The organism is Caballeronia sp. INML1 (assembly GCF_023631085.1).
GTDB classification, from domain to species: domain Bacteria; phylum Pseudomonadota; class Gammaproteobacteria; order Burkholderiales; family Burkholderiaceae; genus Caballeronia; species Caballeronia turbans.
In genome coordinates, this window is sequence record NZ_JALQDT010000051.1 from 637695 (window position 1) to 662011 (window position 24317).

The 24317-nt window shown below is 61.0% G+C and carries 17 protein-coding genes and 2 pseudogenes; 7 read left to right on the forward strand and 12 right to left on the reverse strand.

Going from position 1 to position 24317, the window contains the following annotated elements:
* Position 1 precedes the first annotated feature (1 nt).
* From galE to NCR38_RS19120, 3 genes are all read left to right on the forward strand, one after another.
* Positions 2 to 988, forward strand: coding sequence for a UDP-glucose 4-epimerase GalE (gene galE / locus NCR38_RS19110; protein ID WP_061118132.1), 987 nt, complete (start codon positions 2 to 4; stop codon positions 986 to 988).
* Between the two features lie 77 nt (positions 989 to 1065).
* Positions 1066 to 2520 carry a UDP-glucose/GDP-mannose dehydrogenase family protein gene (locus NCR38_RS19115; protein WP_086960988.1) on the forward strand — a complete coding sequence of 485 codons (1455 nt, stop codon included), beginning with the start codon at positions 1066 to 1068 and terminating at the stop codon, positions 2518 to 2520.
* Positions 2517 to 5135: a glycosyltransferase family 2 protein gene (locus tag NCR38_RS19120; RefSeq protein ID WP_250477472.1), complete on the forward strand. Its 2619-nt coding sequence runs from the start codon at positions 2517 to 2519 to the stop codon at positions 5133 to 5135. Before NCR38_RS19115 ends, NCR38_RS19120 begins: the two co-directional genes overlap by 4 nt.
* Positions 5136 to 5420: 285 nt before the next feature.
* Here the strand turns inward: NCR38_RS19120 and NCR38_RS19125 are convergent, their stop codons facing one another.
* Together NCR38_RS19125 and NCR38_RS19130 are read right to left on the reverse strand one after the other, a co-directional pair.
* A complete protein-coding gene (locus NCR38_RS19125; protein WP_061117965.1) occupies positions 5421 to 5963 on the reverse strand; it encodes a carbonic anhydrase in 543 nt (180 codons plus the stop codon).
* A gap of 115 nt (positions 5964 to 6078) precedes the next feature.
* A complete protein-coding gene (locus tag NCR38_RS19130; protein WP_061117964.1) occupies positions 6079 to 7065 on the reverse strand; it encodes a nitrilase-related carbon-nitrogen hydrolase in 987 nt (328 codons plus the stop codon).
* Positions 7066 to 7282: 217 nt separating this feature from the next.
* Here NCR38_RS19130 and NCR38_RS19135 point away from each other — a divergent pair, with 217 nt between their 5' ends.
* From NCR38_RS19135 to NCR38_RS19145, 3 genes and pseudogenes are all read left to right on the forward strand, one after another.
* On the forward strand, positions 7283 to 8239 hold the full coding sequence (locus NCR38_RS19135) for a GlxA family transcriptional regulator (RefSeq protein ID WP_250477473.1): 957 nt from the start codon (positions 7283 to 7285) through the stop codon (positions 8237 to 8239).
* A gap of 631 nt (positions 8240 to 8870) precedes the next feature.
* A complete protein-coding gene (locus tag NCR38_RS19140; protein WP_061118131.1) occupies positions 8871 to 11252 on the forward strand; it encodes a PAS domain S-box protein in 2382 nt (793 codons plus the stop codon).
* 501 nt (positions 11253 to 11753) lie between these two features.
* Positions 11754 to 12623 (forward strand): annotated as a pseudogene (locus tag NCR38_RS19145) (manganese catalase family protein).
* A gap of 434 nt (positions 12624 to 13057) precedes the next feature.
* Here the strand turns inward: NCR38_RS19145 and NCR38_RS19150 are convergent.
* From NCR38_RS19150 to NCR38_RS19170, 5 genes and pseudogenes are all read right to left on the reverse strand, one after another.
* Positions 13058 to 13588 (reverse strand): ferritin-like domain-containing protein, encoded by a 531-nt coding sequence (locus NCR38_RS19150; protein ID WP_061118130.1) that lies wholly within the window; start codon positions 13586 to 13588, stop codon positions 13058 to 13060.
* A gap of 222 nt (positions 13589 to 13810) precedes the next feature.
* A complete protein-coding gene (locus tag NCR38_RS19155) occupies positions 13811 to 14341 on the reverse strand; it encodes a DUF4142 domain-containing protein (protein ID WP_061117962.1) in 531 nt (176 codons plus the stop codon).
* 716 nt (positions 14342 to 15057) lie between these two features.
* Positions 15058 to 15342, reverse strand: a pseudogene (locus tag NCR38_RS19160) (NAD(+) synthase); the annotation flags it as partial.
* Between the two features lie 402 nt (positions 15343 to 15744).
* Entirely contained in the window at positions 15745 to 16110 is a 366-nt protein-coding gene (locus NCR38_RS19165) for a DUF6723 family protein (protein WP_311394673.1), read from the reverse strand.
* 124 nt (positions 16111 to 16234) lie between these two features.
* Complete coding sequence (locus tag NCR38_RS19170) at positions 16235 to 16543, reverse strand: hypothetical protein (protein ID WP_250477474.1); 309 nt, start codon at positions 16541 to 16543, stop codon at positions 16235 to 16237.
* Positions 16544 to 16688: 145 nt separating this feature from the next.
* Here NCR38_RS19170 and NCR38_RS19175 point away from each other — a divergent pair, with 145 nt between their 5' ends.
* The gene (locus NCR38_RS19175; RefSeq protein ID WP_250477475.1) at positions 16689 to 17294 is read left to right on the forward strand and encodes a YrzE family protein; all 606 of its coding nucleotides are present in this window, start codon (positions 16689 to 16691) and stop codon (positions 17292 to 17294) included.
* Positions 17295 to 17630: 336 nt separating this feature from the next.
* On the opposite strand, the gene NCR38_RS19180 is transcribed toward NCR38_RS19175, so the two are convergent.
* The 5 genes from NCR38_RS19180 to NCR38_RS19200 form a co-directional block, all read right to left on the reverse strand.
* Positions 17631 to 18749 (reverse strand): sensor histidine kinase, encoded by a 1119-nt coding sequence (locus NCR38_RS19180; RefSeq protein WP_061117958.1) that lies wholly within the window; start codon positions 18747 to 18749, stop codon positions 17631 to 17633.
* A gap of 336 nt (positions 18750 to 19085) precedes the next feature.
* Positions 19086 to 19850 (reverse strand): hypothetical protein, encoded by a 765-nt coding sequence (locus NCR38_RS19185; protein ID WP_061117957.1) that lies wholly within the window; start codon positions 19848 to 19850, stop codon positions 19086 to 19088.
* Positions 19847 to 20275, reverse strand: a complete 429-nt coding sequence (locus tag NCR38_RS19190; protein ID WP_061117956.1) for a hypothetical protein — start codon at positions 20273 to 20275, stop codon at positions 19847 to 19849. Before NCR38_RS19190 ends, NCR38_RS19185 begins: the two co-directional genes overlap by 4 nt.
* A 306-nt stretch (positions 20276 to 20581) precedes the next feature.
* Positions 20582 to 21370, reverse strand: a complete 789-nt coding sequence (locus tag NCR38_RS19195; protein ID WP_143756324.1) for a hypothetical protein — start codon at positions 21368 to 21370, stop codon at positions 20582 to 20584.
* 165 nt (positions 21371 to 21535) lie between these two features.
* Complete coding sequence (locus NCR38_RS19200; RefSeq protein WP_061117954.1) at positions 21536 to 24295, reverse strand: MGH1-like glycoside hydrolase domain-containing protein; 2760 nt, start codon at positions 24293 to 24295, stop codon at positions 21536 to 21538.
* Positions 24296 to 24317 lie beyond the last annotated feature (22 nt).

The window sequence follows — 24317 nt, forward strand, 5'->3', positions numbered from 1 at the left end:
CATGAAAGCACTCGTTACCGGCGGCGCCGGGTATATCGGCAGCCATACGTGCAAGATGCTGGCGCGTGCAGGTCATACGCCCATCGTTTTCGACAATCTCTCGACAGGTCACGCGGACGCGGTCAAGTGGGGCCCGCTGTGTATCGGCGATCTGCTCGATGCCGATGCGCTCGACGCCGCATTCGAGACGCATCACCCGGACATCGTGATTCACTTCGCCGCGCTCGCCTATGTGGGCGTGTCGATGCAGCACCCGGCGAGCTATTACCGCGTGAATGTCGGCGGCACGCAATCGCTGCTCGACGCGATGCGCCGTCACGATGTATCGCGCATCGTGCTGTCGTCGAGTTGCGCGACCTACGGCATTCCCGCCGTGTTGCCCATCACCGAGGACACGCCGCAACAACCGGTGAACCCGTATGGCTTCACGAAGCTCATCACGGAACGCATGGCCGCCGACTATGAACACGCATACGGCCTGCGCTGGATCGCACTGCGCTACTTCAACGCGGCGGGCGCCGATCCCGAAGGCGAGCTCGGCGAGCGTCACGATCCGGAAACGCACGCGATTCCGCTCGCGATCGGCGCCGCGCTCGGCACGGCTCCCGCCTTCAAGGTGATGGGCACCGACTACCCGACGCCCGATGGCTCCGCCGTGCGCGACTACGTGCACGTCAACGATCTCGCGGATGCCCATCTGCGCGCGATGGCTCACCTGCTCAAAGGCGGCGACAGCGGCGCATTCAACCTTGCGACGGGACGCGGCACATCGGTGCTCGAATTGCTCGACGCGGTGCACGCCGCAACCGGCAAGCCCGTGAACGCGATGCACGCGCCGCGCCGTGCGGGCGACCCGCCCGCGCTCTGGGCGCAGGCGGACAAAGCGCAGCGCGTGCTCGGATGGAAGCCGCAGTACACGGACATCGGACCGATGGTCGAAACAGCGGCGAAATGGTTCATCGAAACAGATAGCCCGGTCGCCGCCTGAACGCGCGACGCACAACGGGCAGAAGAAGACCAACACAGACCAGAAGCAATCGATCAATCGAATCGGGGAGCAACAAAATGAGCGTACGTATTGCAATCGTGGGGACCGGCTACGTCGGACTTGTGAGTGGCGCGTGCCTGGCCGAACTGGGACATGACGTGATCTGCATCGACAACGATCCGTCCAAGATCGATGCATTGAACAACGGCCGCATTCCGATCTACGAACCGGGCCTCGACGAACTCGTCGGCCGCAACGCCGAGCGCGGCAACCTTCGCTTCAGCCTCGACCTAGCGGCGAGCGTGAAGGGGCGCGAAGCGGTGTTCATCGCGGTCGGCACGCCCTCGCATCCGGGCACGGACCGCGCGGACCTGAGCTATGTGATGGCGGTGGCCGAGCAAGTCGCGCCGAACATCGACCAGTTCACGGTGCTCGTGACCAAGTCGACGGTGCCCGTCGGCACGAATCGCGAAGTGCAGCGCGTGGCCGAGCGCTGCCTCGCGCCGGGACAATCGTTCGCGGTCGCGTCCAACCCCGAGTTCCTGCGTGAAGGCTCGGCGATCGAGGACTTCATGCATCCGGATCGCGTCGTGTTCGGCACCGACAGCGAAGCCGCCGCCGCCATCATGCGCCGCATCTACGCGCCGCTCGCGCAGAACGGCTATGAAGTGCTCGCCACCGAAATCGAAACAGCCGAGGTCATCAAATACGCGGCCAACGCGTTCCTCGCCGTGAAGATCAGCTACATCAACGAGATCGCGGATCTGTGCGAGGTCGTCGGCGCGGACGTCGATCGCGTCGCGGCGGGCATCGGTCTGGACCGGCGTATCGGCGCGGCGTTTCTGAAGGCCGGTCCGGGCTGGGGCGGCTCGTGCTTCCCGAAGGACACGCGCGCGCTCAAGGCGACAGCGTCCGAACATATCGTGCCGATGCGCATCGTCGAGGCAGCGATCGAAGCGAACTCGCGCCGCAAGACGGTCATGTTCGACAAGATCGAAGCGGCGTGCGGCGGTTCGGTCGCGGGCAAGCGGCTCGCCGTGTTCGGCCTCACCTTCAAGGGCCAGACGGACGACATGCGCGAAAGCCCGAGCGTTGGCCTCATCCAGATGCTCGAAGAGCGCGGCGCGAAGGTTCGTGCGTACGATCCGTCCCGCCCGGTCGAAGCCGCGCGCATGCTGCCGAACATCGGCGTGGCGGCGACGCCGGTCGGCGCGGCGCGCAGCGCGGACGCGCTCGTGATCCTGACGGACTGGAAAGACTTCACCGAGTGCGATCTGGGCGAGCTGGCCGACTATATGGCCGACCCGGTGATGGTCGACCTGCGCAATCTGTTCGATGAAGACGCCGTGCGCGAGAGCGGCTTTCGTCAGTACGTGCGCATCGGGCGCAAGTCCGTGAGCAGGCGACGCGCGCCCGCCACCGAACGGCGCGCCCGGCGCACGCCTGCTCCGTTCGTCGTGCCGGCAAAACCTGCGCATCACGAAGCGCGCGGGGACGTTCTTGTCGCTGTCGAAGCAAGCGAGGCCGTATGAGCACGCCGGTCACCCGTCCCGAGCAACTGGAGGCGGAGCGTGGCCGCCCGGCGAGCGAGGCGGACACGCCGAATCTCGCCGCGCCCTACCTCGTGCCCTTGCTGTCCGGAAGGCAACGCATCTCTTTCACCGTGCTGGCGGCATGCTGGCTGCTGAGCCTCCTCGGGTTCTGGGCGTGGTGGCTGCAGCCGCAACACAACGTCGATGCATTTCGCTACCCGGTGAACTGCGCGGTGCTCTTCTGGACCACGGTCATCCCAGGCTACTTCGTGCTGGTGTTCTCGCGCGCCCGCGTGCCGAATCGCGCGCGGGCGGTTCCCGCAGGTCTTCGTGTGGCGATGGTGGTGACGAAGGCGCCGTCGGAACCCTTCGCGATCGTGCAGACGACGCTGCTCGCCATGCTTGCGCAGTCCTATCCGCACGACACCTGGCTCGCCGATGAAGATCCCTTCGACGAGACGATCGACTGGTGCGCGCGCCACGGCGTGCATCTCTCGACGCGCAAGGACGTGGCCGATTACCACAATGCGTCGTGGCCCCGGCGCACGCGCTGCAAGGAGGGCAATCTCGCCTACTTCTACGACCACTTCGGCTATGCGAACTATGATTTCGTCGCGCAGCTCGACGCGGACCACGTGCCGCAGCCGGGCTACCTCGAAGCGATGCTGCGTCCGTTCTCCGATCCGAACGTCGGTTATGTGTCGGCGCCGAGCATCTGCGACAGCAACGCGCCCGAAAGCTGGGCGGCGCGCGGCCGGCTGCACGCGGAAGCGGCGCTGCACGGCGCACTGCAGGCGGGGCATAACGGCGGGCTGGCGCCGCTTTGCATCGGCTCGCACTATGCCGTGCGCACGCGCGCGCTGCGGGATATCGGCGGTCTCGGCCCGGAACTCGCGGAGGACCACTCGACCACGCTGATGATGAACGCTCACGGCTGGAACGGCGTGCACGCACTCGACGCAATCGCGAGCGGCGACGGTCCCCGCACGTTCGCGGACATGGTCACGCAGGAGTTCCAGTGGTCGAAGAGCCTCGCGGTACTTCTGTTCCGCTATACGTCGAGGTACTTCGGCCGCCTGCCGCTGCGCTTGAAGGGGCAGTTTCTGTTCGCGCAGCTCTGGTATCCGCTCTTTTCGCTGACGATGGCGGCGAGTGTCGCGATGCCGGTCATCGCGCTCCTCACGCATCGCGTCTGGGCGGACGTGCCCTACACGGATTACCTGCTGCACGCGGTTCCGGTGACGGCGAGTATTCTGTTGCTGATGGCCTGGGTGAAAACCACGGGCTGTCTGCGCCCGCACAGCGCGAAGGTCGTGTCGTGGGAAGGGCTTGCGTTTCTATTCGCGCGCTGGCCCTGGTCGCTGCTCGGCGTCGTGTCGGCGGCGCTCGACTGCGTGCGAGGACGCGAGTTCGCGTTTCGCGTGACGCCGAAGACCGCGGCCGCCGATCCGGTCGCGCCCATGCGCGTCGTTGCGCCCTATCTCTGGCTCGTGCTGATCTGCGCGCTGCCGGTCCTGCTCGTCGATGATGCCGACAACGCTCGCGGCTTTTACGTGATGTCGATACTCAACGCCTTCGTGTACCTTGGCATCGCGATCGTGATCGTGGTGGCGCATGCGCGCGAAAGCGGGCATCGCAGATCGACGCTCGGACTGCTCTTCGCCGAAGGTCCGCTGGCGCGGCGCGGCCTGTTCATCACGGCAGCGCTCGTATTGCTCGCGGGCGGCTATCTGCGGCTCGGTCAGGGCGTCGAAGCGCTGATGTGGCGCAGCGAAGCGATCACGCCCGCGGTAGCCGCAAAGCCGCCGAAGATCGGCGCTTACGATCCGGACCACGCCTATGCACTCGCCGATACGCTCGACGTCGAGCATATCTTCGTGTCCTGGGCCGACCCCGGCGCGCCCGCTGCGATCCGCGAAGCCGGCAACTACGCGAGCCTGCGCAAGCGCAGCCTGATGGTGACGGTCGAACCGTGGACGGCCCCATCGCGCAATTCGCATACGCTTCTGCGCGACGTGACGCTCGGCGCCTACGACGCGGAGATCGACGGCGTGTGCAGCGCGCTGCGCTCGCTCGAATCGCACGTGCAGGTGCGCTGGGCACAGGAAATGGAAACCGCGACCGGCCGCTATCCGTGGGCCGCGAACGATCCAGCGGGTTATATCGCCGCTTACCGGCATTTCGTCGACCGCTGCCGCGCTGGCTCGAAGCTCCTGAGTTTCGTCTGGTCGCCGCGCGGCGATACGTCGTTGCCCGCGTATTTTCCGGGACGCGGCTATGCCGACGAAGTGGGCCTGTCGGTCTTCGATTGCCCGACGTGCGCGCTGGGTGCGAAGGAAGGCGCACCATCGGCGCGGGCGATCCTGCAAGAGAAGTACGCGCGCGTTCAGAAGTACGGCTTGCCGGTGATCGTCGCGGAACTGGGCGTGGAAGGCACGCCCGAGCGCCAGCATGCGGTACTGACGGCCTTGCGCGACGTGCTGCCGCACATGCCGGCGCTCACGGCCATCGTCTACTTCAACTCGCCGGATTCGCCGGGTGCATGGCCGCTCTTGCACACGCCGGACTGGCGACTGGAACCGACGATGCTCGGCTTGCTCGAGCCGGCGAATTAACGCGTCGTCGGAAAGAGGTGGTGCGAAGCTCGCGGATCATGCGGGCTTCGCAAGGCCCGCTGCCGCCATGCGGACTTGTAGGCAGCGTCCCGAGCGCAACAAGCATGACGCGACCTTGCGTTTCCGCAGTCTTGATGAGCGACGTCTGAGCCAGCTGAAATTCATTCGCGCTTGCGCCGCTGTCCAAACGTTTTTCGAAGCGGACCGCGGCTCTCCGTCATGTGCGACAGCGGCAGTCATTCAGGAAAGACCCGACACGCTGCCGGTCCTTTCCGCCAGCCGGTCTCAGCCTGCAGCTTCCCGTAAAGGCGCGGGAGGAACGACGGTCTCGACGAGGCCCGTTCTGACGTCGTAAACCAGTCCCGACACGATCAGGTCATCGGGAAGGTTGTTGTTCGCCCGGAGTGCTGCGACGTCGAGCGCCACTGCCTCGTATGGTTCGGTGATGGCGAGTTCATCAAGCGTGTCCGTGTCGACACCAAGATGCCTCGCGAGCAACGCGGGTGCATGCTTGTGGCAGCCGATGATCCCGCAATCCGTGTGCTGAAGCAGGACGAGATTGCGCGCACCATCGGGGCGTCCTGCTGCTTTCGCTACGACGCTCAGCACCGCCAGCGTTTCCAGCAACGGCTTGTTGATCCGGCCACCGACGTTGCGAATGACGGCCGCCTCACCCTGCTTCAGGCCGAGCACGCTAGCGGGATCGACGCGAGGATCGACGCAGCCGACGACGACCGTCCCCGTCGACGGCATCATCTTCAGTTCAGGGGCGAACGCGGTGTTTGCGAAGTCGGCATTGCGTTCCAGCATGACATCGTTGAAGTCCATTTTGCTTGCTCGTTCGGAATCGGCTCGAAGCAGCCTGGTTGAATTTCATGCGTTTGTCGCATCGCACTCGCGCGATGCGCACTCGACGACGGTATCGCTGATTACACACGCAGGCTCAGGCGAGCTCTTCGAGATCGCTCGCGGGCTCTTCAACCGGTGCGCGCACCGACCGCTCGATGACGTGCAGCTTCGGCGTGCGGTCGATCACAAGCCCGAGCACATCGGGACGGCTGTAATGACCACGCGAGTCCATCATGCGTTTGCGCTTGTCGATCTGCCAGAAATCCAGATCGGCGATGATCTCGCCCTCCCCTTCACGCAGCGGCGCGCCACCCATGTACTCGCCTTCCGGCGACACGATCGCGGTGAAACAGCCGCTGGAAATCGGGCCGAGCTGGGTTGTGTTGGTATCCCGCAGAATCTGCTGTTGCTGCTCGGGAGTCAGCCAGGCGGTCGCATTGACCACGAAGGCGCCCGCCTCCAGCGCGTGCTGGCGGATGTTCACGGAGATCTGCTCGGAGAAAAGATCACCGGCGAACGAACCCGGGTACATGGCCGAATGGATTTCTTCACCATCTGCCATCAGCGCGTACCGTGCGAGCGGGTTGTAGTGCTCCCAGCAGGCCAGTTGCCCGACCCGTCCCACGGCAGTATCGACCGCGCGCAAGCCGGAACCATCGCCCATTCCCCAGACCATTCGCTCGTGGTAAGTCGGCGAGAGCTTCCGGCGCCGCTGCACGAGCGTGCCATCGGCATCGAATAGCAGTTGCGTGTTGTAGATCGTCCCGCCGTCGCGTTCATTGACGCCGATCGACACCACCATTCCGGCCTGTCGTGCCGCTTCGCCGATTGCCCGAGTCGTGTCCGACGGTACTGTCACCGCCTGCTCGAGCAGTTTGTAGTGCTCGGCGCCCATCGCGAACGGCGATTCGATGAACGAGAAGTACGGATAGTAGGGAACGACGGTCTCGGGGAACGTCGCGAACTGGACGCCTTGCTTGCCGAGCGCCAGAATCTTTCTGACGACTTTATCGACAGTGCCTTCCCGGCTATAGAGAACAGGCGCGATCTGAACGGCTGCGGCCCGGATGATTTTCGACATGATGGTGTTCCTTTCGTTGCTGCGAAGCGGTGAGAGAAGTGCTTGTACCTTAACGTCGCGAGCCATTACGATCCATGTCGTTGTTGCCACCATTCATGACACTCCTCGCTCGAGCGCGGACTGCGCGCTGTCTCGGATCAAGAGGCTTCATTCCGGGACTGCAGCCCGGGCAGCGCACATTCACATCACGTTCCCTTTGCGAACGGCAGGATCAGATATGCACCGGATTGGCTTCATAGTGCCGAGAAGATTTCAGATGATGAGCCTCGCCGCCCTGACGGTGTTCGAGATTGCGAACCTGCCCGATGGACGCAAGAGCTACGACGTTCATGTGTTGTCTGAACACGGTGGTCCCGTCGAGTCTTCGGGCGGCATGAAGCTGGAGACCGAGGCATTTGGCGATCCCGCATTCGACACGGTCATCGTAGGCTCGATCACGGAAATGAAGATCCCGTCGCCCGACGCTGCCGTGGTGGCTTTCGTGAAAGAGGCAGCCAGGGTATCGAGACGGATTACGTCGATATGCAGCGGTGCATTCGTTCTGGCCGAGGCCGGGCTGCTGGAGGGAAGGCGCGCGACCATGCATTGGGCGCATGCGTCGGAATTCAGGGCGCGCTTCCCGAACGTCATCACGGAGGAAGACCGGATCTTCGTCAACGACGGCCCAATCTGGACTTCGGCCGGAATGACGGCCGGTATCGACCTTGCGCTGGCACTGCTCGACGACGACCTGGGCGCCGACGCCGCGAAAATGGTCGCGCGGCTCCTCGTCATGAATCAGCGTCGTCTCGGTGGGCAGATGCAACACTCCGCGCTGCTCGATATGACGCCCAAGTCCGACCGGATCGAATCGGTCCTCACGCACATTCGCCGCAACCTTCGCAATCCGCTCACCATCGAGGAGCTTGCTGAAGTGGCGAACCTCAGTCCTCGTCAGTTCAGCCGTGCCTTTCTGGCCGAAACCGGCCAGTCGCCCGCCAAGGCTGTGGAACAGCTTCGCCTGGAAGCAGCCAGATTCATGATTGAGCAAGGCCGCCACACGATCAACGTGGTGGCCCAGGAAACGGGTTTCGCGGACCGGGAACGTATGCGCCGCGCGTTCCTCCGAACATTCGGCGTGCCCGCCGATGTCCTGCGCAGAAGCGCCCGGCGGGAACCGGCCAGAGGCAACTGAGGCCGCTCTGTGGAACGGGCACGGGCAAAGCACGGCGTCTAAGTGATAGCGCCCATGCGAGGCAGAAGCGCTGATCCGCGCCATTGATGGAAAAACGACGAGGTTGGCGCGAGTGCGCTCGTGATAGGCGCGAAGCGAATCTAATGAGATGGTCACAACAAGCGCTCGTACGGAAGTCCGCCGATGGCAACATCGCTGTGGAACGTGGATTGCTACAGGTTTTATCCTGCGTGTTGGGGTTAGTCCACCCGTTGCAGGCGTTCCGCATGCCCCAACTTCCTAACCACCGCCCGAGGGTGGTCTTTTTTCCGGCGAGAAAGGCATTTCGTCCATCCTTGGCTTGCGCGAAGAGGAACTATGCCCGTAGACCTCTTACCGCCACACCATCAGGGGAGGATCTACGAAGATCTGTCGATGTCGTTCGGTGGATGAGGTGGTTCGAGGGTCCCGGAAGACTCTGCTTCCATTGGTGTCGAATTTCCCTTTTTTCAAAACATGCAGCGAGCACCTCTCCTCCTGGTATGCGGAGCGCGCGTGCTGGATCAGGTAAATTCAGACGACGCAAACGGCCGCGGACTCGAGCGTCCGAGTGTCGGCGCACACGAAGCAACAAAGCAAGGCAGTGACACACATGGAAAGTAGTGAAGAGCGCGTCGAACTATCGGAGTGGGTGCAACTTTGGACGCAGTCCACAATCGACCTTGCCCTGTTTGCGTTGACCCCGCAGGGGTTCGTCGCCTCGTGGAATCCTGGCGCCGCATCGATCTACGGCTACGACGCATCTGAGATCGTCGGGCGGCACTACTCCGTCCTGTTCGCCTCCGATGCGCGCTCGGCCGAGACTTACGAAGCCGAACTACGCGACGCCCGCGAGCACGGCAGCCACACGACCGAAGGGTGGCGAAGGCGAAAGGACGGTTCGGTGTTCTGGGCAAGCGTGGTCACCACTGCCCTCATAAAGCCGGATGGGCATGTTCGCGGGTTCGTGAAGGTCGTCCGCGACGAGAGCGAGAAACGTCGCGCCCATGACGCCGTCATCGAGAGCGAGCGGCGCTTCAGGCTGCTCGTGCAGGGTGTGACCGATTATGCGATTTTCATGCTCTCGCCCGACGGACACGTGACTAACTGGAATCAGGGCGCGCAACGTATCAAGGGGTATGCGACGGAAGAGATCGTTGGGTCGCACTTTTCCCGCTTCTACACATCTGAAGACATCGAGGCTGGCGTGCCCCACCGGGCGCTCACCACGGCCGCCAGAGAAGGGCGTTTCGAAGCCGAGGGATGGCGTGTCCGCCGCGACGGTACCCGTTTTCGGGCACACGTGGTCATAGACGCGATACGGGATGAGTCGGGCACCTTGATCGGCTTTGCAAAGATCACGCGTGACGTCACCGAGAAATACGAGGCCCAACAAACGCTCGAGCAGACTCAGGCGGCGCTTTTCCAGGCGCAGAAGATGGAAGCAATCGGCAAGCTCACCGGGGGCGTGGCCCACGACTTCAACAACGTATTGCAAGTGCTGCGCGGCAATCTCGACCTGCTACTGAGCCGCGCCTCGTGTGACGAATGGTCAATCGCGCGTCTCGCCAACGCGCTCGATGCGGTCGAGCGCGGTGCCAAGCTCGCCTCGCAGCTGTTGGCCTTTGGCCGCCGTCAGGCGCTTCGGCCGGTCTCGGTGAATCTCGCCACCATGATCCGCGGCATGGACGATTTGCTGCGCCGCGCGATCGGGGAAACCATCGAGGTGGAAACGGTCGTGGCCGGTGGCCTGTGGAACGCAATGGTGGACTGGCATCAACTGGAAAACGTCGTCCTGAACCTGGCGATCAATGCCCGTGACGCGATGCCGGACGGCGGGAAATTGACGCTCGAGCTTGCCAATGCCATGCTCGACGATAGATATGTTCGCTCGCTTTCCGATGTGCCAGCCGGTCACTACGTGATGTTGGCCGTCACCGATACTGGCAATGGGATGACGCAGGAAATCCTTGAACGCGCCTTCGATCCGTTCTTTACGACAAAGCCTGAAGGAGAAGGCAGCGGGCTGGGCTTGAGTATGGCCTATGGATTCGTCAAGCAGAGCGGCGGCCATATCCGCATTTACAGCGAACCGGGACACGGCACGACAATCCGCATCTATCTCCCCAGGTCGACGGCGCAGGCTTACGAGCCGGTGCGCCGTACGACCGGCCCGACACCCGGTGGAAACGAGATCGTCCTCGTCGTGGAAGACGACCACAAGGTTCAGGCGACGGTCATCGAGATGCTGAAGGAACTCGGTTATGGTGTGCTGAAAGCGGACAACGCAGAGCAGGCCCTCGCTGTCGTGAGCAGTGGCATGCATGTCGATCTTCTTTTCACTGATGTGGTTATGCCAGGAACGCTCAAGAGCCCCGAGATGGCTCGGCAGGCAAGGCGGCTACAGCCTGACTTACGCGTGCTCTTCACATCGGGCTACACGCAAAACGCCATCGTCCACGCGGGGCGTCTCGATGAAGGCGTAGAGCTTCTGAGCAAGCCCTATAGTCGCGAAGACTTGGCGTTCAAGATTCGACACGTGCTCGGTTCTCCCGGTGAGACGCTCGCGAAGGACAATGCCAGGGCGAGCGAACTGCAGGCCGCACAAACGCCGGCTCAGAACATCCTGGTGGTCGAGGACGACCCTTTGGCCTGCGAAGCCGTGTGCGAGCTGATCGAACTGCTGGGCCATCGGGTGTCTGCCACGGCGCACGCTTCGGGAGCGCTGACAGCGCTGGACCAGCGCCGGTTCGATGTGCTGCTCACCGATATCAACTTGCCCGACATGTCGGGCCTGGAGTTAGCGAAGCAAGCGAAAGCGATGTGTCCAGGCCTTGGAGTGATCTTTGCCTCAGGGAGCACCATCCCGCCGCAAATGCAACCCAGCTTCGCATGGTCCGAGCTTCCGAAGCCTTTCACTCTTGGTCAATTGGAGGCCGCGATACGAGCCGCGATCGCACCGCATCCGACATCTGTGCCAAAAGGCTCTATCTAGGTCCGACGGTAACAGATCCGGCCGGTCGTTCGAACATCTCTGTTCCGTGTTTGGCACTGTCAGAGAGCGGCTCAAGTGGATCGACACACCTCGTTCGTCGAAGCAGTAATTCGCAACGACGGCCAATCGAACATCTTGTTTCGATCCACAAGACACAGACCTGAATCGACCGGTTTAAGCGGTTAACGAGCGCAGATCAGCGGGTCACTTATCGACGTTCCGCGATTACCGTCGAGGGGACGGTCAGTCAAGAGGATGGCATAAGGATTGCGCGACTACGGTGGGCCGTGAATGCGTTTCGAAGCGCGAAGCGGCCCCGTTCGTCACGCGGCAGGTGCCGCAACACGCCCAGTGCACATTCGATGCGCTGAGACTTTGAGGCGAAGGACAACAGTGACGCTTAGTCGCTCCGCTCGGTCGCTCCAAGGTGACTTCTCATAATCATTGTGTACGCGGTGCCGGGACGGGCTGCGTATGTGCCCACTGAAAGGAGCCGTTGATATGTTCGTCCATAACAAACGCTTGCAATACACCGTCCGCGTTGCGACGCCGAACCCCGGTCTGGCTAATCTACTACTGGAGCAATTCGGCGGGCCGCAAGGCGAACTAGCCGCTGCGTGCCGCTACTTCACCTAGGCGGTCGGTGAAGACGATCCTGGCCGGAAGGATCTGTTGTTCGACATTGCTACTGAGGAACTCAGCCACCTCGAAGTCATCGGTTCGATTGTGGCAATGCTCAACAAAGGGGCGAAAGGTCAACTGGCCGAGGGCGTCGAGCAGGAGGCGGAGCTTTACAGGTCGCTCACCGGCGCCGGCAATGACTCGCATATCACCTCGATTCTGTACGGCGGCGGCCCGTCGCTGACCAACTCGGCAGGCGTACCTTGGACTGCAGCGTACATCGACACGATCGGTGAGCCCACTGCCGACTTGCGTTCGAATATCGCCGCCGAAGCCCGCGCGAAGATCATCTATGAACGGCTTATCAACGTCACTGAAGACCCTGGCATCAAGGACGCACTGGGCTTTCTGATGACGCGTGAGATCGCGCACCAGAAGTCGTTCGAAAAAGCGCTGCATTCCATTCAGCCGAACTTCCCGCAAGGCAAGTTGCCAGGTAACCCGGAATTCACAAGCGTGTACTTCAACATGTCCAAAGGGGGCGACGCTCGCGGTCCGTGGAACGAAGGCGGCGACTGGGAATTTGTGGAGGACCCACAGCCGGCTGTCGACGGTGGCGACGGAACGGCAACCGTTACGGTGTCTGAAGAAGACGTGCAGGTGCTTCAGTCGATGGCCTCGCGCACCGCATCCGATCCAACCACCGACCCGACCACCGGCGCGGACCTTGGCTCGGGTAAAGCTGTCTGAGTGCAGCAGAGAGCGTCTGACGCATGGACCGCGCTTGGGCGCGGTCCGACCCATAATCGACTTTATATGCCCACTGTTACATCAGAACGGACTTGCCAGTTCATCGGGAGCCGATTGATTAGATCGCAACGGCAGTAGTACCTTCGGCGCTCAGTTGGGGCCGCGTCGAACGACAGCGCAGACCTCGCCCTGTTGCACCCTCGGGCGGCGATGGCCGCGTTCGGTGCCGTTTGTCGTGCGTCGTCACAGTCTGCCGTCGAATCGCTGTGCACGAGGGACACGGAACGGCGTCAGGAGCACCGATGCGCGCATCATCTTGCCGCGTTTCGCCACCCTCAGCTACAACGTCGTCCGCGCTCTCCGGCAATTTCATTCCGCGGCGGGCGCAGCTATCGGGCGCGCCGCGGCCCATAGCTGCGCCGCGGCAGGTGTCGTTAATTCACGCTTCGCTTTCCAGCTTGCTTCACGGCCGGCGTTCCAGCCTCTTCTTCGGACACTTGTTGCTCGGCCAACAACGTCAGTTTTTCGTCCGTTGCCTTTTCTTCTTTTAGCGTTTCAAGCAGCAGATTCATCGCGTCGGTGTAGCCTAGCTTTTTTGCGAGCGCCGCTAACGTCCCATAGGTCGCGATTTCGTAGTGCTCGACTTTCTGCGCAGCTGCAATCAAGGCCGCGTCGAGAATGGGCCCCTGCTCGATTTCTTCAATCTGCTCCTGCCCCTCCTCAACGAGCCCCTCCATTGCAACGCACTTTACGCGCTTGAGCTTGATGTCCGTGTTTTCGACCACCTGGTCAATTCGCTCGATCTGCCCCTGTGTTTCTTCAAGATGGGTCTTGAAGGCGGCGGCAAGCTCAGGATTGGTCGCAGCTCGGGCGAGCTTGGGAAGCGCCTTAGTCAGCTGTTTCTCGGCACTATAGACGTCCGACAGCGCATGCACGAACAAGTCGTTTAAGGTTTTTGCAGCCATGAATTTCTCCGGTTGGTTTGTAGCGGCCCGCTTTTCAGCGGACGCACCCATGCATCAAAGGACCCTTTATTCCTCTCGCCGAAAGCACCGGACTACGTCTCCCGCGCCTAGACATGGTCCGGTGTAACCGCGGTATTGGAAGCAGTGCTTGTTCAGCAATGGATATGCCGCGTCCCAGAGCGCGCGATAGCGTAAGTCGGGTATACACCCATCACGCGGTCGTTACTTCACCCCCTTCTTTGCCGCCAGCGCTTGCGCCATCTCGAGATGATGCTGGATAGTCGGCAGCGCCTTTGCGGCAGCTTTTTTCAGATCTGCATTCTGTCCCTCTTGAGCTTCTTTCTGAAAGGCTGCGACCGCCTTTTGGTGTCCTTCGACACCAACGGTCTTGATATAGGCAGCGTCGAACGCCTTCCCTTTCAACGGTTTGAGCGCGTCGAGCACTGCGGGATCCGAATTATCTTTGGGAACTACGACGCCGTGCGGCGCCGCCATCTTGAGCTGAACCGTCAGCTTGGTGTGGTCAATCATCATCTGATGGGCGAAGTCTTTAACGTCCTTGTCCTGGGACTGCTTCGTGGCGAGCTTTGCCGTGTCGATCTCGGTCGAACTTGATTCGGATGCGGCCTGCACGAACGCTTTGTCGACTGGAGAGAGGTCGTTGGCTTGTGTCGTACTCGCAGCTTGTGTTTGAGCGAAGGCTGGCGAGAAAGCGCCAAGTAGCGCGACGATTGTCGTTGCGCGGATAGCCATATTTGTTTTCACGGGATGCTCCCTGGATTGAAATGTCGGGCTTAAGAATGAGCAACTGCTGTGCCGAGGACTCGGCCTTCTTGTCCGCCGAGTGCGTGCGTTGCCAGGTCGCGGCTGAGGCATGGTCGATGCTGAAGGTAGTTGCAGGAAATGCGAATGGGAAGTTTCCTTCTTATCGGCGACTAAAACCAGACAGGCCTGCTAATGAACAACGCCGAATCCAACCTCACTCAGTCGCAACCGAGGGATATTCAGGCGAAGACGCCTCCTGAGACGCCTGCGACCGAGACCGACCGGGCCGATCTAGAAGTCATGGTGAGAGGTTACGTCGGCGCGGACGCGCCACCGTTGTCGTACGACGGACCCAGCGGGACCAAAATCCGCTGCCATCGGTCGGTAGCGACGTATGGATCATAAATTCAGGTTCGCGGCAACGAATTGCAGGACCGACAGACCGGAGGCGACATGCGTGCGACCATAACACTCCTTGGATGCGGCGCCCCGCCGATCGACCCATCCCGTGTGCTCGCACTCATGGCTGACGAGGGGCTTGTTTGCAGTCACCAGCTGGGTCAGCGGCGTCTCGAATTTAACTGCTATGGCGAAGCCTCGGCGTTTCGCCGATTCGCGTCGCGGGCAATGATGCTGCCCGGCGTTACTTCCGTCACGTTGCAGCGTACCGACTGTGTCGAGCAACGCAGCCCGAGTGCATCGTATTAGTTTCCATCGGGCAGTATTGCCACCGGCAGCGAGCGTTTTTGCCACGTCGCCTCGTAAAAGCATTTGATGTTAGAGGTGATTTCGGCAGTGACTTCCTTGCCTTCGAGAAAGTCGTCGATATTTTTGTAGCTGATACCGTAGCTATCTTCGTCGGGACGCTGAAGGGTCAGCAATTCCAGATCCGCGGTGGGCACTTTCATGACCAAACGATCCTCGGCGCCCAGCGACCGGGCCAGCGCACGGACGCGACGCTTCGTCAGGCCAGAAAGCGGCAGTACGTCGTACGGGCGCTCGTCCAGCTTCACGATGGGCAATTGACGGCGGCAAGCGAAGGCCCAGGAAAAGCGTAGAAATTCACTGTATTGCCCCGCATATAGGCATGGATTGAGCGTGCCGTCGCAAGCGACCATCCCAGCCGGATAAGGTCGTTGGCGGGATTCCAGATGACCGCCCGGCCTGCTAACGGCTCCCGGATCATCCAAATTCTATGTCGGGCACAAGGCTGTCCAGGACAATCCCAAAAGGAGGTAAAACGGGCCAAGCGTCGCCACATTGAGTTGATTTGACGTAACGGAGCTCACCTTGCAATCTGGCCCGCCCTTTGCCGGCGCCTCGCCACGTTTGATGTTCGTCGCGCGATGAACTCAGCGGCTCAGCGGGCTGGGCGATGGGTTGTGTTCATTCTAAAGCTCCGGCCGCGCGAGATCCCCGTCGACAATCGCAATGCCGCGCTGCTGCGCCGCCGCTACGGCGCCCGTACTCGTACTAAACGGGCCGATGTCTGGGGCGCCATCAAACGGATAAAGCAGTCGGCCGTCAGTCTTGCGCACCACCTTCAAGGTTCCGTAGAACCCACTCGAAAGCGATCCGCGATAAGAGGCATATATTTGGAAGTCGCTTTGAGAGTGACCAGGCATCGCAGGCACAGATTTCGACTGGAAGAGAACGATTTTAGGGCGTCTACCGGTTGCACCCATCATGGCTCCTCGCGCTTCAGGCTGTTCAACCGTGTCCAGCAAATGCCGGTCCTTAACACCGCACGGGCTCATGTTCAGCCTGGAGCTGCCGGAAAGCGCCGCATCCGGCGATGCCTCGATAAGGCTTTGCGGCGATAGCGATCATTTCTTCCTCTCCGATAGAGTCTGCGCGGCGATAAATGCATTGAACTCGAGCTCATGCATCTTCATGCGTCTTTCTGGTTGTCTTTAGTTCGCGCTCCCATTGCGCCCATAGACTACTGCTCTCGCCGTTCTTGTCGTTGAGATAAACGGCGAGTGCCGCGCCAAGGAGCAACAGAACCACCGTCGTCGTTAACATTTCCGCCACCTTCCAGAACGGGTTCACCACATTGCGTCGCCACATGCGCGCCGATGAAACGCGCGCGGTGGAGGGCAGGAAGAGCCACTTCCGGGTCCTTCCCGCGGCCGCGATCATCGTTTCATAGTATGACGAAGGACTTGCTCGCGTCGACGTGAATTTCAATTAGGAATGGCGAATGTCTGTAGATCGGCACCCAAGCGTGCGTCCAGCGCCACCGACGACATTTGATGGGCACGACGCTTGCGCTGCTTGAAAGGCCGCGGCTGAAAGCGGGCTTTACGCGTTCACTTACTATTTGGATGATCCCATGAAACTTCTAACCACTCGAGATGGACTGCCCCGGCTGTCATGGGCCTCAATAATCGCTGGCGTCATCCTTTCGATGGTCGTCTACCTCATCATGAGCGTTCTCGGTACGGCCATTGGGGCATCGCTGCTGTCGCCAATGTCGAAGCCCGATCCGTTGCACGGGTTTGGCTTTGGGTCCGGGGTTTGGGTCATCGTCACCACGGTACTGGCAGTCTTTGTTGGCTCCTACTACGCAGGCCGCTGCGCACCGGTGCTGGGGTGGCTGCACGGCCTATTGTCCTGGGCGGTGATGACGCTGCTTATTGTGTACGGCATGACGTCGCTGATCACCGGCGCGGTCAGTACTGCCGGCAGTGTCGCCGCAACGACGGCGCCGCAGGCCGAGCAAACGGCGCGTGAGACGGCCGATACAGCTGCTCGGGGCGTGGCGCGTGCGAGCTGGTTCTCCTTTGCCGCGCTTGTCGTGGGCGCGATCATCGCAATCGTCTCTGGCGGCGCCGGCTTTCGCCACCAGCCGCCGTTTGAAGAAAGCGCCGGCACAGCAACTGGCGTTGATCCGTCACCGGGGCGCAACCGTGCAGTGCCAAGAGACGGTCGTGCATGAGGGAACGGTGCTGTGGCTTGCGACCCGGATCCGGGAGACGTGCTGATGAGAAGGAGTTATGCGTGAAGAAGAACCTTCCGCTGCGGTACCAGCGCCTGATCCTTCCGACGCAGTGCTAGCAGTGCGGTTGGGCAGAGACCACGTGCATAGACCTGTTGGTCCTTTGACATGTTCTGGATAACTTGAAATGGCACAAACGACAACCGGGGTATTAGTTCGTTTTCGGCGGCATTGATGAACCTAAGGAAGTCGGCCGCTAGCACGAAAGGGCCTCCAGGTTCGTAAGTGTCGGTCGCCTTTCATTGGATCTAGTTACTCATGACCGCTCCCATCCCATTAGGCCGGTGAACGTGGCATGTGCACGATGAATCGAGTCCCGCGTTCCGTCGATTCGACGCTTATCCTGCCCTGGTGCGCGAGGGCAATGCAGCGGCAGATGTAAAGGCCCAGGCCCACACCGGCTGCGGTCCCACTGTGGTTAGGAGAAACCGCCCTTGTCAGCGGATCGAAAAGCGTAGGAAGCGCGGCCTCCGGTATCGGATCGCCTGCGTTCGAAACGATCACGGTCACCTGTTCGTCTTGACCCTTAGCTTCGACGACAATCGGACCCGAGCCATATCGCACGGCATTGGTCAGCAAATTGACCATCAACTGTCCGAGCCGGCTCGCATCCCATCGGCCTTGCAGTGTGCCCCCAAGACGCAGGTCGATGTGCGCATTTGGGTATGACGCGCGCACTTCGTCCGCCGCGTCGGCACAGATACGCCCCATATCCTGCGACGTAAAGCTGACCGGCATTGCGTCACCCAGACGGGTGCGTGTGAAGATGAGCAAGTCGTCGATCATCTGTTTCATGCGCATTGCTCCGCGCTGTACGAATGCGACCGCTCTCACACTGGCTGAAGACAGGCTTTCGTCGTGCAGAAGCACTTCGCTCGAGTTAAGTATCGCGCCAAGCGGGGAGCGCAGGTCGTGTGCAAGCACGCCGGCAAACAGGTCCCGGATGCGCGCCGTCCGATACGCGTAGTGTCGTACCGATTCCGCGAGCACTTGATCGATTGCCTCATTGAAACGAATCATTTCCTGAAACGCTATAGCACCGTCTGGTGAGGTCTTCTGCCAGCGTCGCAACACCGTGGCCCGCAGCGCACGAAACTCTGCCACGACATCGTTGATACCGAAACCATGCGAGAGACGAGCCTCTGCGTGCTGCTGCGCGACGCGATCGAAGCTCGTTTCCCGTTCCTGCTGTTCGCCCCGCGACTTGCTCTGCTGCTGCGCTGGGCTCTGGGTGTCGCGCATGTCGGCGGCAATCGCGCTCAATATCTCGGCGGCCGAATCACGCAGTTGCGTTTCAGAGAGCTGGCTGCCCTCTTGGCTGAGTGCAAGGGCGTAGCCGGTCCAGTCGTCAATCAGCCCGGAAAGATCGGCTTCAATGAAGTTGGCGAGGCTCATTGATTCTCCAAATCAGAAGTGCGATGCCGTGTCGCGGTTGCCGTCATGCCGACGGAGCAAACTGGGCCGAGGGCGCCCGGGCCGCGGTCGGATTATTCCTCTCCGGTCCGGCCAAGTCGCCAACGTCGTTTGCGCTATCGTAGCCTATCGCAAGCCACCCAAATCCTGCCCGTCTGAATTCAGCCGACCGCGCCGCCCGCAGGCCCCCGCGCCGCGCCCAACACGAAAGAGCGCCCAAGTTCCAGAACTTCCAGGGTCCGGTGCCACCTCAAGGCAGCGCCAGATCGCGTCTTGCGTTTGCGGAGTTGTGTGCAGCGTCTCCAGGTCGGAAGCGAGTTACTGCTCGAGCGACTGCATCAGGCGCGCGAGATCCCGCGGCTCGACGTGGATGAGTCCGCCTTTCGGGCTGTCAATGTCCGCGATGAGCGCGAGCGACAGCGCGACCGTCACCGGAAGAATCGTAATGAGCAGCCCTTTGCGCAGGTTGCCCTTCGCGCCATAACCTTGCACCACGCAACCGAGCAGCGCGATGATGATCATCAGATACCACGCGCCCAGGGGAATGTGATTGATGCGCGCGGCCTCGGCGTAGTCCTGCGAGTTCAGGACGTCGTTCATGCCAGCAACGACAAGCGCGCCGATCGGTGTCGGCTGCTCTTTCGCAACTTGTGTCACGAGCTGCCACAGTTCCGTTTCGACATTTGCCGTATCGCGGACGTTTTTCGCGAGCTCCTCGGGCGAGCGCGTCCGGTAGTTTGCCAGTCTCAGCTTCGTGTAATGGAGCAGTGCCGACTTGATCTTCGCGCCGGCGGCCGCTCCGGCAAGATCCGCGCGCGAATATTCTGTGCCAATGGCATTGGCTTCGCTTTCCTCCAGCGTCTTGCGCAGGTCGTAGCGATTCACCGCCATTGAAAGGCTGAACCCGACCAGCAGCGCGAGCAGCGTCAAAGTGGATGTCTGGATGAGGTTTAAGTCTTCGCGATCTTCCGCTGGCAGCACGGCGATGCGCCGCAGCGCGTACGCACCGAAGGCCACCGCGCCGATGAACAGCACGAGAAGCACGACGAACAACACCTCCGGGTGATCGACGAACGCAGTCATTCGCTGCCCCTGTGACGCAGGTTAAGTGGAAGCGGCCTTATTCGAGCCGCGCGGGCAAGGGGCCAAGGAAAATTGCCTTGATTTTTCCGCGGCAGAATACTCGCGACAGCTCGGCGATGACGCATGAAGATCAACATCACTAGAAGGATCTGCACGGCCAGGAAGCGGCTAGTTGGCAACGGCCCGGTCTGCTGACTGGCTGCGTGCGGGCCGGGCGCCTCCTTCCAGACTTCATAGACCCGTTCGACATAACGGACGATAAGCGCGAGGAGTGCGTATATCAGCGCCTTCCATGCGAGCGGTTTGTCGGCAAAGCGATTGTTGAACGCAAGCATGTCTGCGACCCGAACGGACTTCCCAAGGATGAGCGATGCGATCAGCACCCGTGTCGACGTCGGCAGTGAGACGCCTGTGCCTCTGATCATCAACCCGCGCACGTTTCGACTGCGCCTTGCTTTCTCCTGGTCAGCGCTCCGGGCATCGACTCCGTGAGCGATGAAGCGTCATACGGCTACGAGTGCTTAATGCGAACGTGAAGCATCAAGTCCTTGAAGGGATAATGCTAAAACACTGATTCGATAGTTTTTTAAATCTATCAATGCGCTCTTTCAATCAGGGAAGTCTATTGGTCGAGCGTCTGACGCGCGTACCGCATGAGTCTTACCGTATTTGCGCCTTGTGCCTGGCTGTCTCTTTTGGCAATCGATACGGTGCATTGTCGATGGCAGGCCTTAGAACCGAATGCGCGCGCCTATAAATGGACCGGCAGTCCGTACGTTGTAGTAAAAGGAAGACGTGTTGTAATCCTGTGCGAGTATGCGGAAACCACCACTCGCGCTGACCGTTTTTGTTGCATCCCAGAGAATCGTTGCAATGAGTTGCCAGGAGTAGTTGCTGCCTCCCGCGCCGACGTCGGCGGAGCCCCATACAGACCATCTGTCCGATAACTGGTAGGCGGCCCGCACACCGAACAGCCCATCGACCCAATCGACATTCGTGCCTCGCGCGGCGCCCGCCGGCAACAGGCGACTCGTTGAAAAGGTCAGGTCCGCGTTGAGATTCGTGTATCGGAGGCCAGCGTATAGATCTACCGGCATCGTTTCGCTTTGCAAGATGCGGTATCCGCCGGCAAGCTGTACGACACTGTTTTCGAGTTTCAGCCTTGCCGTGCCCAGCGCGCCACCCAGAATCGGATCCGAATCCCTGCCCATGCTGATGTAGAACCCGTCGAAAATAATCGACCAGCGTTGCTTGCGTGCTTCGAAGGTGCCCATCACGCCAAAATCCAGATTGCTCAGGACGTTGGAGAAGTGAACATTCACGTTCTGCGCCGGGATGACATTCCCCACACGAATCGTGCCGCTTTGTCCCGCCATCCAAAGATAGGGCGTAACCGAAAACTGCCAACCGTCGTGTTCCTGAGGCGCGGATCGCTGCTGTGCGTTGCACGTTATTCCAAAGGAAAGCATTAACACGCCGGAGATCCACATCGCGTTCACGTTCGACGATTCGCAATGCATGTGACCACCTCATCGTGGAGTTGTGAGCATCGAGTGCAGATTGAACCGCGGGGCATGCGGGCGATATCGTTCTAGTAGTTCTTCAACCTCGTCGCAGTCGCTAGCCGCCCTCGTCAGGGCTTGCGCAACGGCCTCGGCACTCATGCCCCATAGCCGCTCGCATGCTCAACTGCTCGTTCGAACGTCTGCGGTGTTTGCGCCCGTCACCGGTACTTCGACGAAAGCCGCGGCTCTTCCCGCCTGCAGAAACTGGTCCGGCGTCGTAGTTTCGAACAGATGCATCGCCCGGCTGATGATGCCCGTCCAGCCCGTCTGGTGGCTGGCGCCGAGCCCGGCTCCGTTGTCACCGTGGAAGTACTCATAGAACAGCAGGCAATCACGCCAGTGCGGATCCTCCTGAAACTTCCGAGTGCCGCCATGAACCGGCCGGCGGCCGTCGCTGCCGCGCAGGAAGATGCTCGCCAGCCTTCGGGTGATCTCCTCGGCGACTTCGTAGAGCGTCATGTGACGCCCGGAGCCGGTCGGGCATTCCACTTTGAAATCGTTGCCGTAGTAGCTGAAATACTGCAGCAGCGCGCGGATAATGAGCCCGTTCACCGGCATCCAGATAGGACCGCGCCAGTTGGAATTGCCGCCGAACATGCCGGTGTCGGATTCTGCCGCCAAGTATGAAACCCGGTATTCCTGCTCACCCGTGCGGTAGACGTAGGGATGCTCCGCGTGGTATCGGGACAGCGATCGGATGCCGTACGGACTCAGAAATTCGTTCTCGTCCAGCATCTTCGACAGGACGCGTCGCAGGTTCGCTTCGTTGAGAATCGAAGCCATGCGGCGGTCGGCGACTCCCTTAGCCGTCAGGTCGTGGATCGAAGCCATGATCTCAGGACGCGCCGCGAGAAACCGCTTGAGATTCTCGAAAGCATGGGGATATTTCTCCACCAGCGCTCCATCGAACGAGGTGACGGCGCATAGCGGCAGCAGCCCCACCATGGAGCGCACTGTCAGCCGCTCGGAGCGGCCATCGGGCAACCGCAGCACATCGTAGAAGAACCCGTGTTCTTCATCCCACATGCCGCCGCTCTCTCCGGTGCGCAGCATCGACGATGCAATCCACAGGAAGTGAGATACGAACTTCACGCACATGTCGACGTAAGCAGGGTTGTTCAAGGCAAGCTGCACCGCGATCTCGAGCATGTTCTGGCAGAAGAGCGCCATCCATGCGGTGCCGTCCGCCTGTTCCAGATATCCGCCCGTAGGCAGCGGTGCGCTTCGGTCGAAGACACCGATGTTGTCGAGGCCGAGAAAGCCGCCTTCGAACACATTGTTGCCCGTACGATCCTTGCGGTTCACCCACCACGTGAAGTTCATCAGCAGTTTGTGGAACGACCGCTCGAGCCAAAGAAGATCTCCGCGCCCATAGCGGTATTGCTCGAGGCGATAGGCAAAGATCGTCGCCCAGGCGTGCACCGGTGGATTGACGTCGCCGAAGTTCCACTCGTACGCCGGAAGCTGCCCGCTCGGATGCAGATAACGCTCTCGCAGCATCAGGTCGAGTTGCTGCTTGCCGAAATCTTCGTCCACGAGAGTCAGCGCGAGAACGTGGAAAGCGAGATCCCACGCTGCATACCACGGGTATTCCCATTTGTCGGGCATCGAGACGATGTCCGCGTTGTACATGTGATGCCAGTGATCGTTGCGTGGCGCCCGCCGCTTGGGATCGAACGGGTCCGAGCCGCGTTCGGTCAGCCATTTGTCGACGTCGTAGTAATAGAACTGCTTTGACCACATCATGCCGGCAAGCGCCTGGCGCATCACATTCGTGGCGTCCGCATCCAGCGAGGCGGGAATGACCTTCGCGTAGAACTCGTCGGCTTCGCGGTGGCGCGCTTTCATCACTTCGTCGTAAGCGCTACCGAACGCCTTGCTGAAGCCGTCATCTGCCGAGGTCTGGTGCTCTGGCGTATCGCGGACAAGGCGCATACGGACGGCGAGCGACTCGCCCGAGCCGACCGTCATCGAATAGTGTGCGGCGGCCTTCGTCCCGCGCTTCTCCGGATTCACCGCCGCTTCTTGTCCGTGAACGACGTAGCGGTCGATGCCATCCTTGACGTACGGCGTCCGGTTTGCAGTGCCATAAAGGCGCTCGGTATTGGTTTCGTTTTCCGTGAAGAGAAGCGAAGCGGCGCCTTCGCAATAGAGCCGCCAGGCGCCGAGATCGGGGTGAGAGACAGCGATGACGCTATCCGTGTTGCTTGCCCACGCCTGGCGAAGCGATGGCCGAGCCACGTTTTCGGCCCATGACCAGATGTCTCGGAACCAGAGTGTCGGCAGGACATGTAGTGCGGCCGCGTCCGGACCCCGATTGATCGCGGTGATCCGAATCAGAATGTCTTCCGCTGAGGCCTTGGCGTACTCGACAAAGACATCGAAATAGCGGTCTTCGTCGAATACGCCCGTATCGATCAGTTCGTACTCGAGTTCCTGCCGGCTTCGCTGACGATTCGTCTTCACGAGGTCGTCATAGGGATACGCGGCCTGCGGATACTTGTACAGATACTTCATGTAGGAATGAGTCGGCGTCGAGTCGAGGTAAAAGTAATACTCCTTGACATCCTCTCCGCGGTTTCCTTCGCCATTTGTCAGGCCGAACATCCTTTCTTTCAATATCGGATCGTGACCGTTCCATAGGCTCACGGCGAAGCACAGAAGCTGCTCATCGTCGGAGATGCCGGCCAGTCCGTCTTCACCCCATCGGTACGCCCGCGAGCGCGCCTGATCGTGATTGAAATAGTTCCAGGCGTCGCCGGATTCGCTATAGTCCTCGCGCACCGTGCCCCACTGTCGTTCAGACAGATAGGGTCCCCATTTCTTCCACGGTGTGACGCCGCTTCGGGCTTCAACGAGCCGGTCATGCTCTGCAGTCACTTGACACCTCCTTCCACTGCGC

Excerpts from the sequence above, each read along its gene's own strand:
- galE (WP_061118132.1), top strand. The coding sequence starts at position 2 with ATGAAAGCACTCGTTACCGGCGGCGCCGGGTATATCGGCAGCCATACG.
- NCR38_RS19115 (WP_086960988.1), top strand. The coding sequence starts at position 1,066 with ATGAGCGTACGTATTGCAATCGTGGGGACCGGCTACGTCGGACTTGTG.
- NCR38_RS19120 (WP_250477472.1), top strand. The coding sequence starts at position 2,517 with ATGAGCACGCCGGTCACCCGTCCCGAGCAACTGGAGGCGGAGCGTGGC.
- NCR38_RS19125 (WP_061117965.1), bottom strand. The coding sequence starts at position 5,963 with ATGGACTTCAACGATGTCATGCTGGAACGCAATGCCGACTTCGCAAAC.
- NCR38_RS19130 (WP_061117964.1), bottom strand. The coding sequence starts at position 7,065 with ATGTCGAAAATCATCCGGGCCGCAGCCGTTCAGATCGCGCCTGTTCTC.
- NCR38_RS19135 (WP_250477473.1), top strand. The coding sequence starts at position 7,283 with ATGCACCGGATTGGCTTCATAGTGCCGAGAAGATTTCAGATGATGAGC.
- NCR38_RS19140 (WP_061118131.1), top strand. The coding sequence starts at position 8,871 with ATGGAAAGTAGTGAAGAGCGCGTCGAACTATCGGAGTGGGTGCAACTT.
- NCR38_RS19150 (WP_061118130.1), bottom strand. The coding sequence starts at position 13,588 with ATGGCTGCAAAAACCTTAAACGACTTGTTCGTGCATGCGCTGTCGGAC.
- NCR38_RS19155 (WP_061117962.1), bottom strand. The coding sequence starts at position 14,341 with ATGGCTATCCGCGCAACGACAATCGTCGCGCTACTTGGCGCTTTCTCG.
- NCR38_RS19165 (WP_311394673.1), bottom strand. The coding sequence starts at position 16,110 with ATGAGCCCGTGCGGTGTTAAGGACCGGCATTTGCTGGACACGGTTGAA.
- NCR38_RS19175 (WP_250477475.1), top strand. The coding sequence starts at position 16,689 with ATGAAACTTCTAACCACTCGAGATGGACTGCCCCGGCTGTCATGGGCC.
- NCR38_RS19180 (WP_061117958.1), bottom strand. The coding sequence starts at position 18,749 with ATGAGCCTCGCCAACTTCATTGAAGCCGATCTTTCCGGGCTGATTGAC.
- NCR38_RS19185 (WP_061117957.1), bottom strand. The coding sequence starts at position 19,850 with ATGACTGCGTTCGTCGATCACCCGGAGGTGTTGTTCGTCGTGCTTCTC.
- NCR38_RS19190 (WP_061117956.1), bottom strand. The coding sequence starts at position 20,275 with ATGATCAGAGGCACAGGCGTCTCACTGCCGACGTCGACACGGGTGCTG.
- NCR38_RS19195 (WP_143756324.1), bottom strand. The coding sequence starts at position 21,370 with ATGCATTGCGAATCGTCGAACGTGAACGCGATGTGGATCTCCGGCGTG.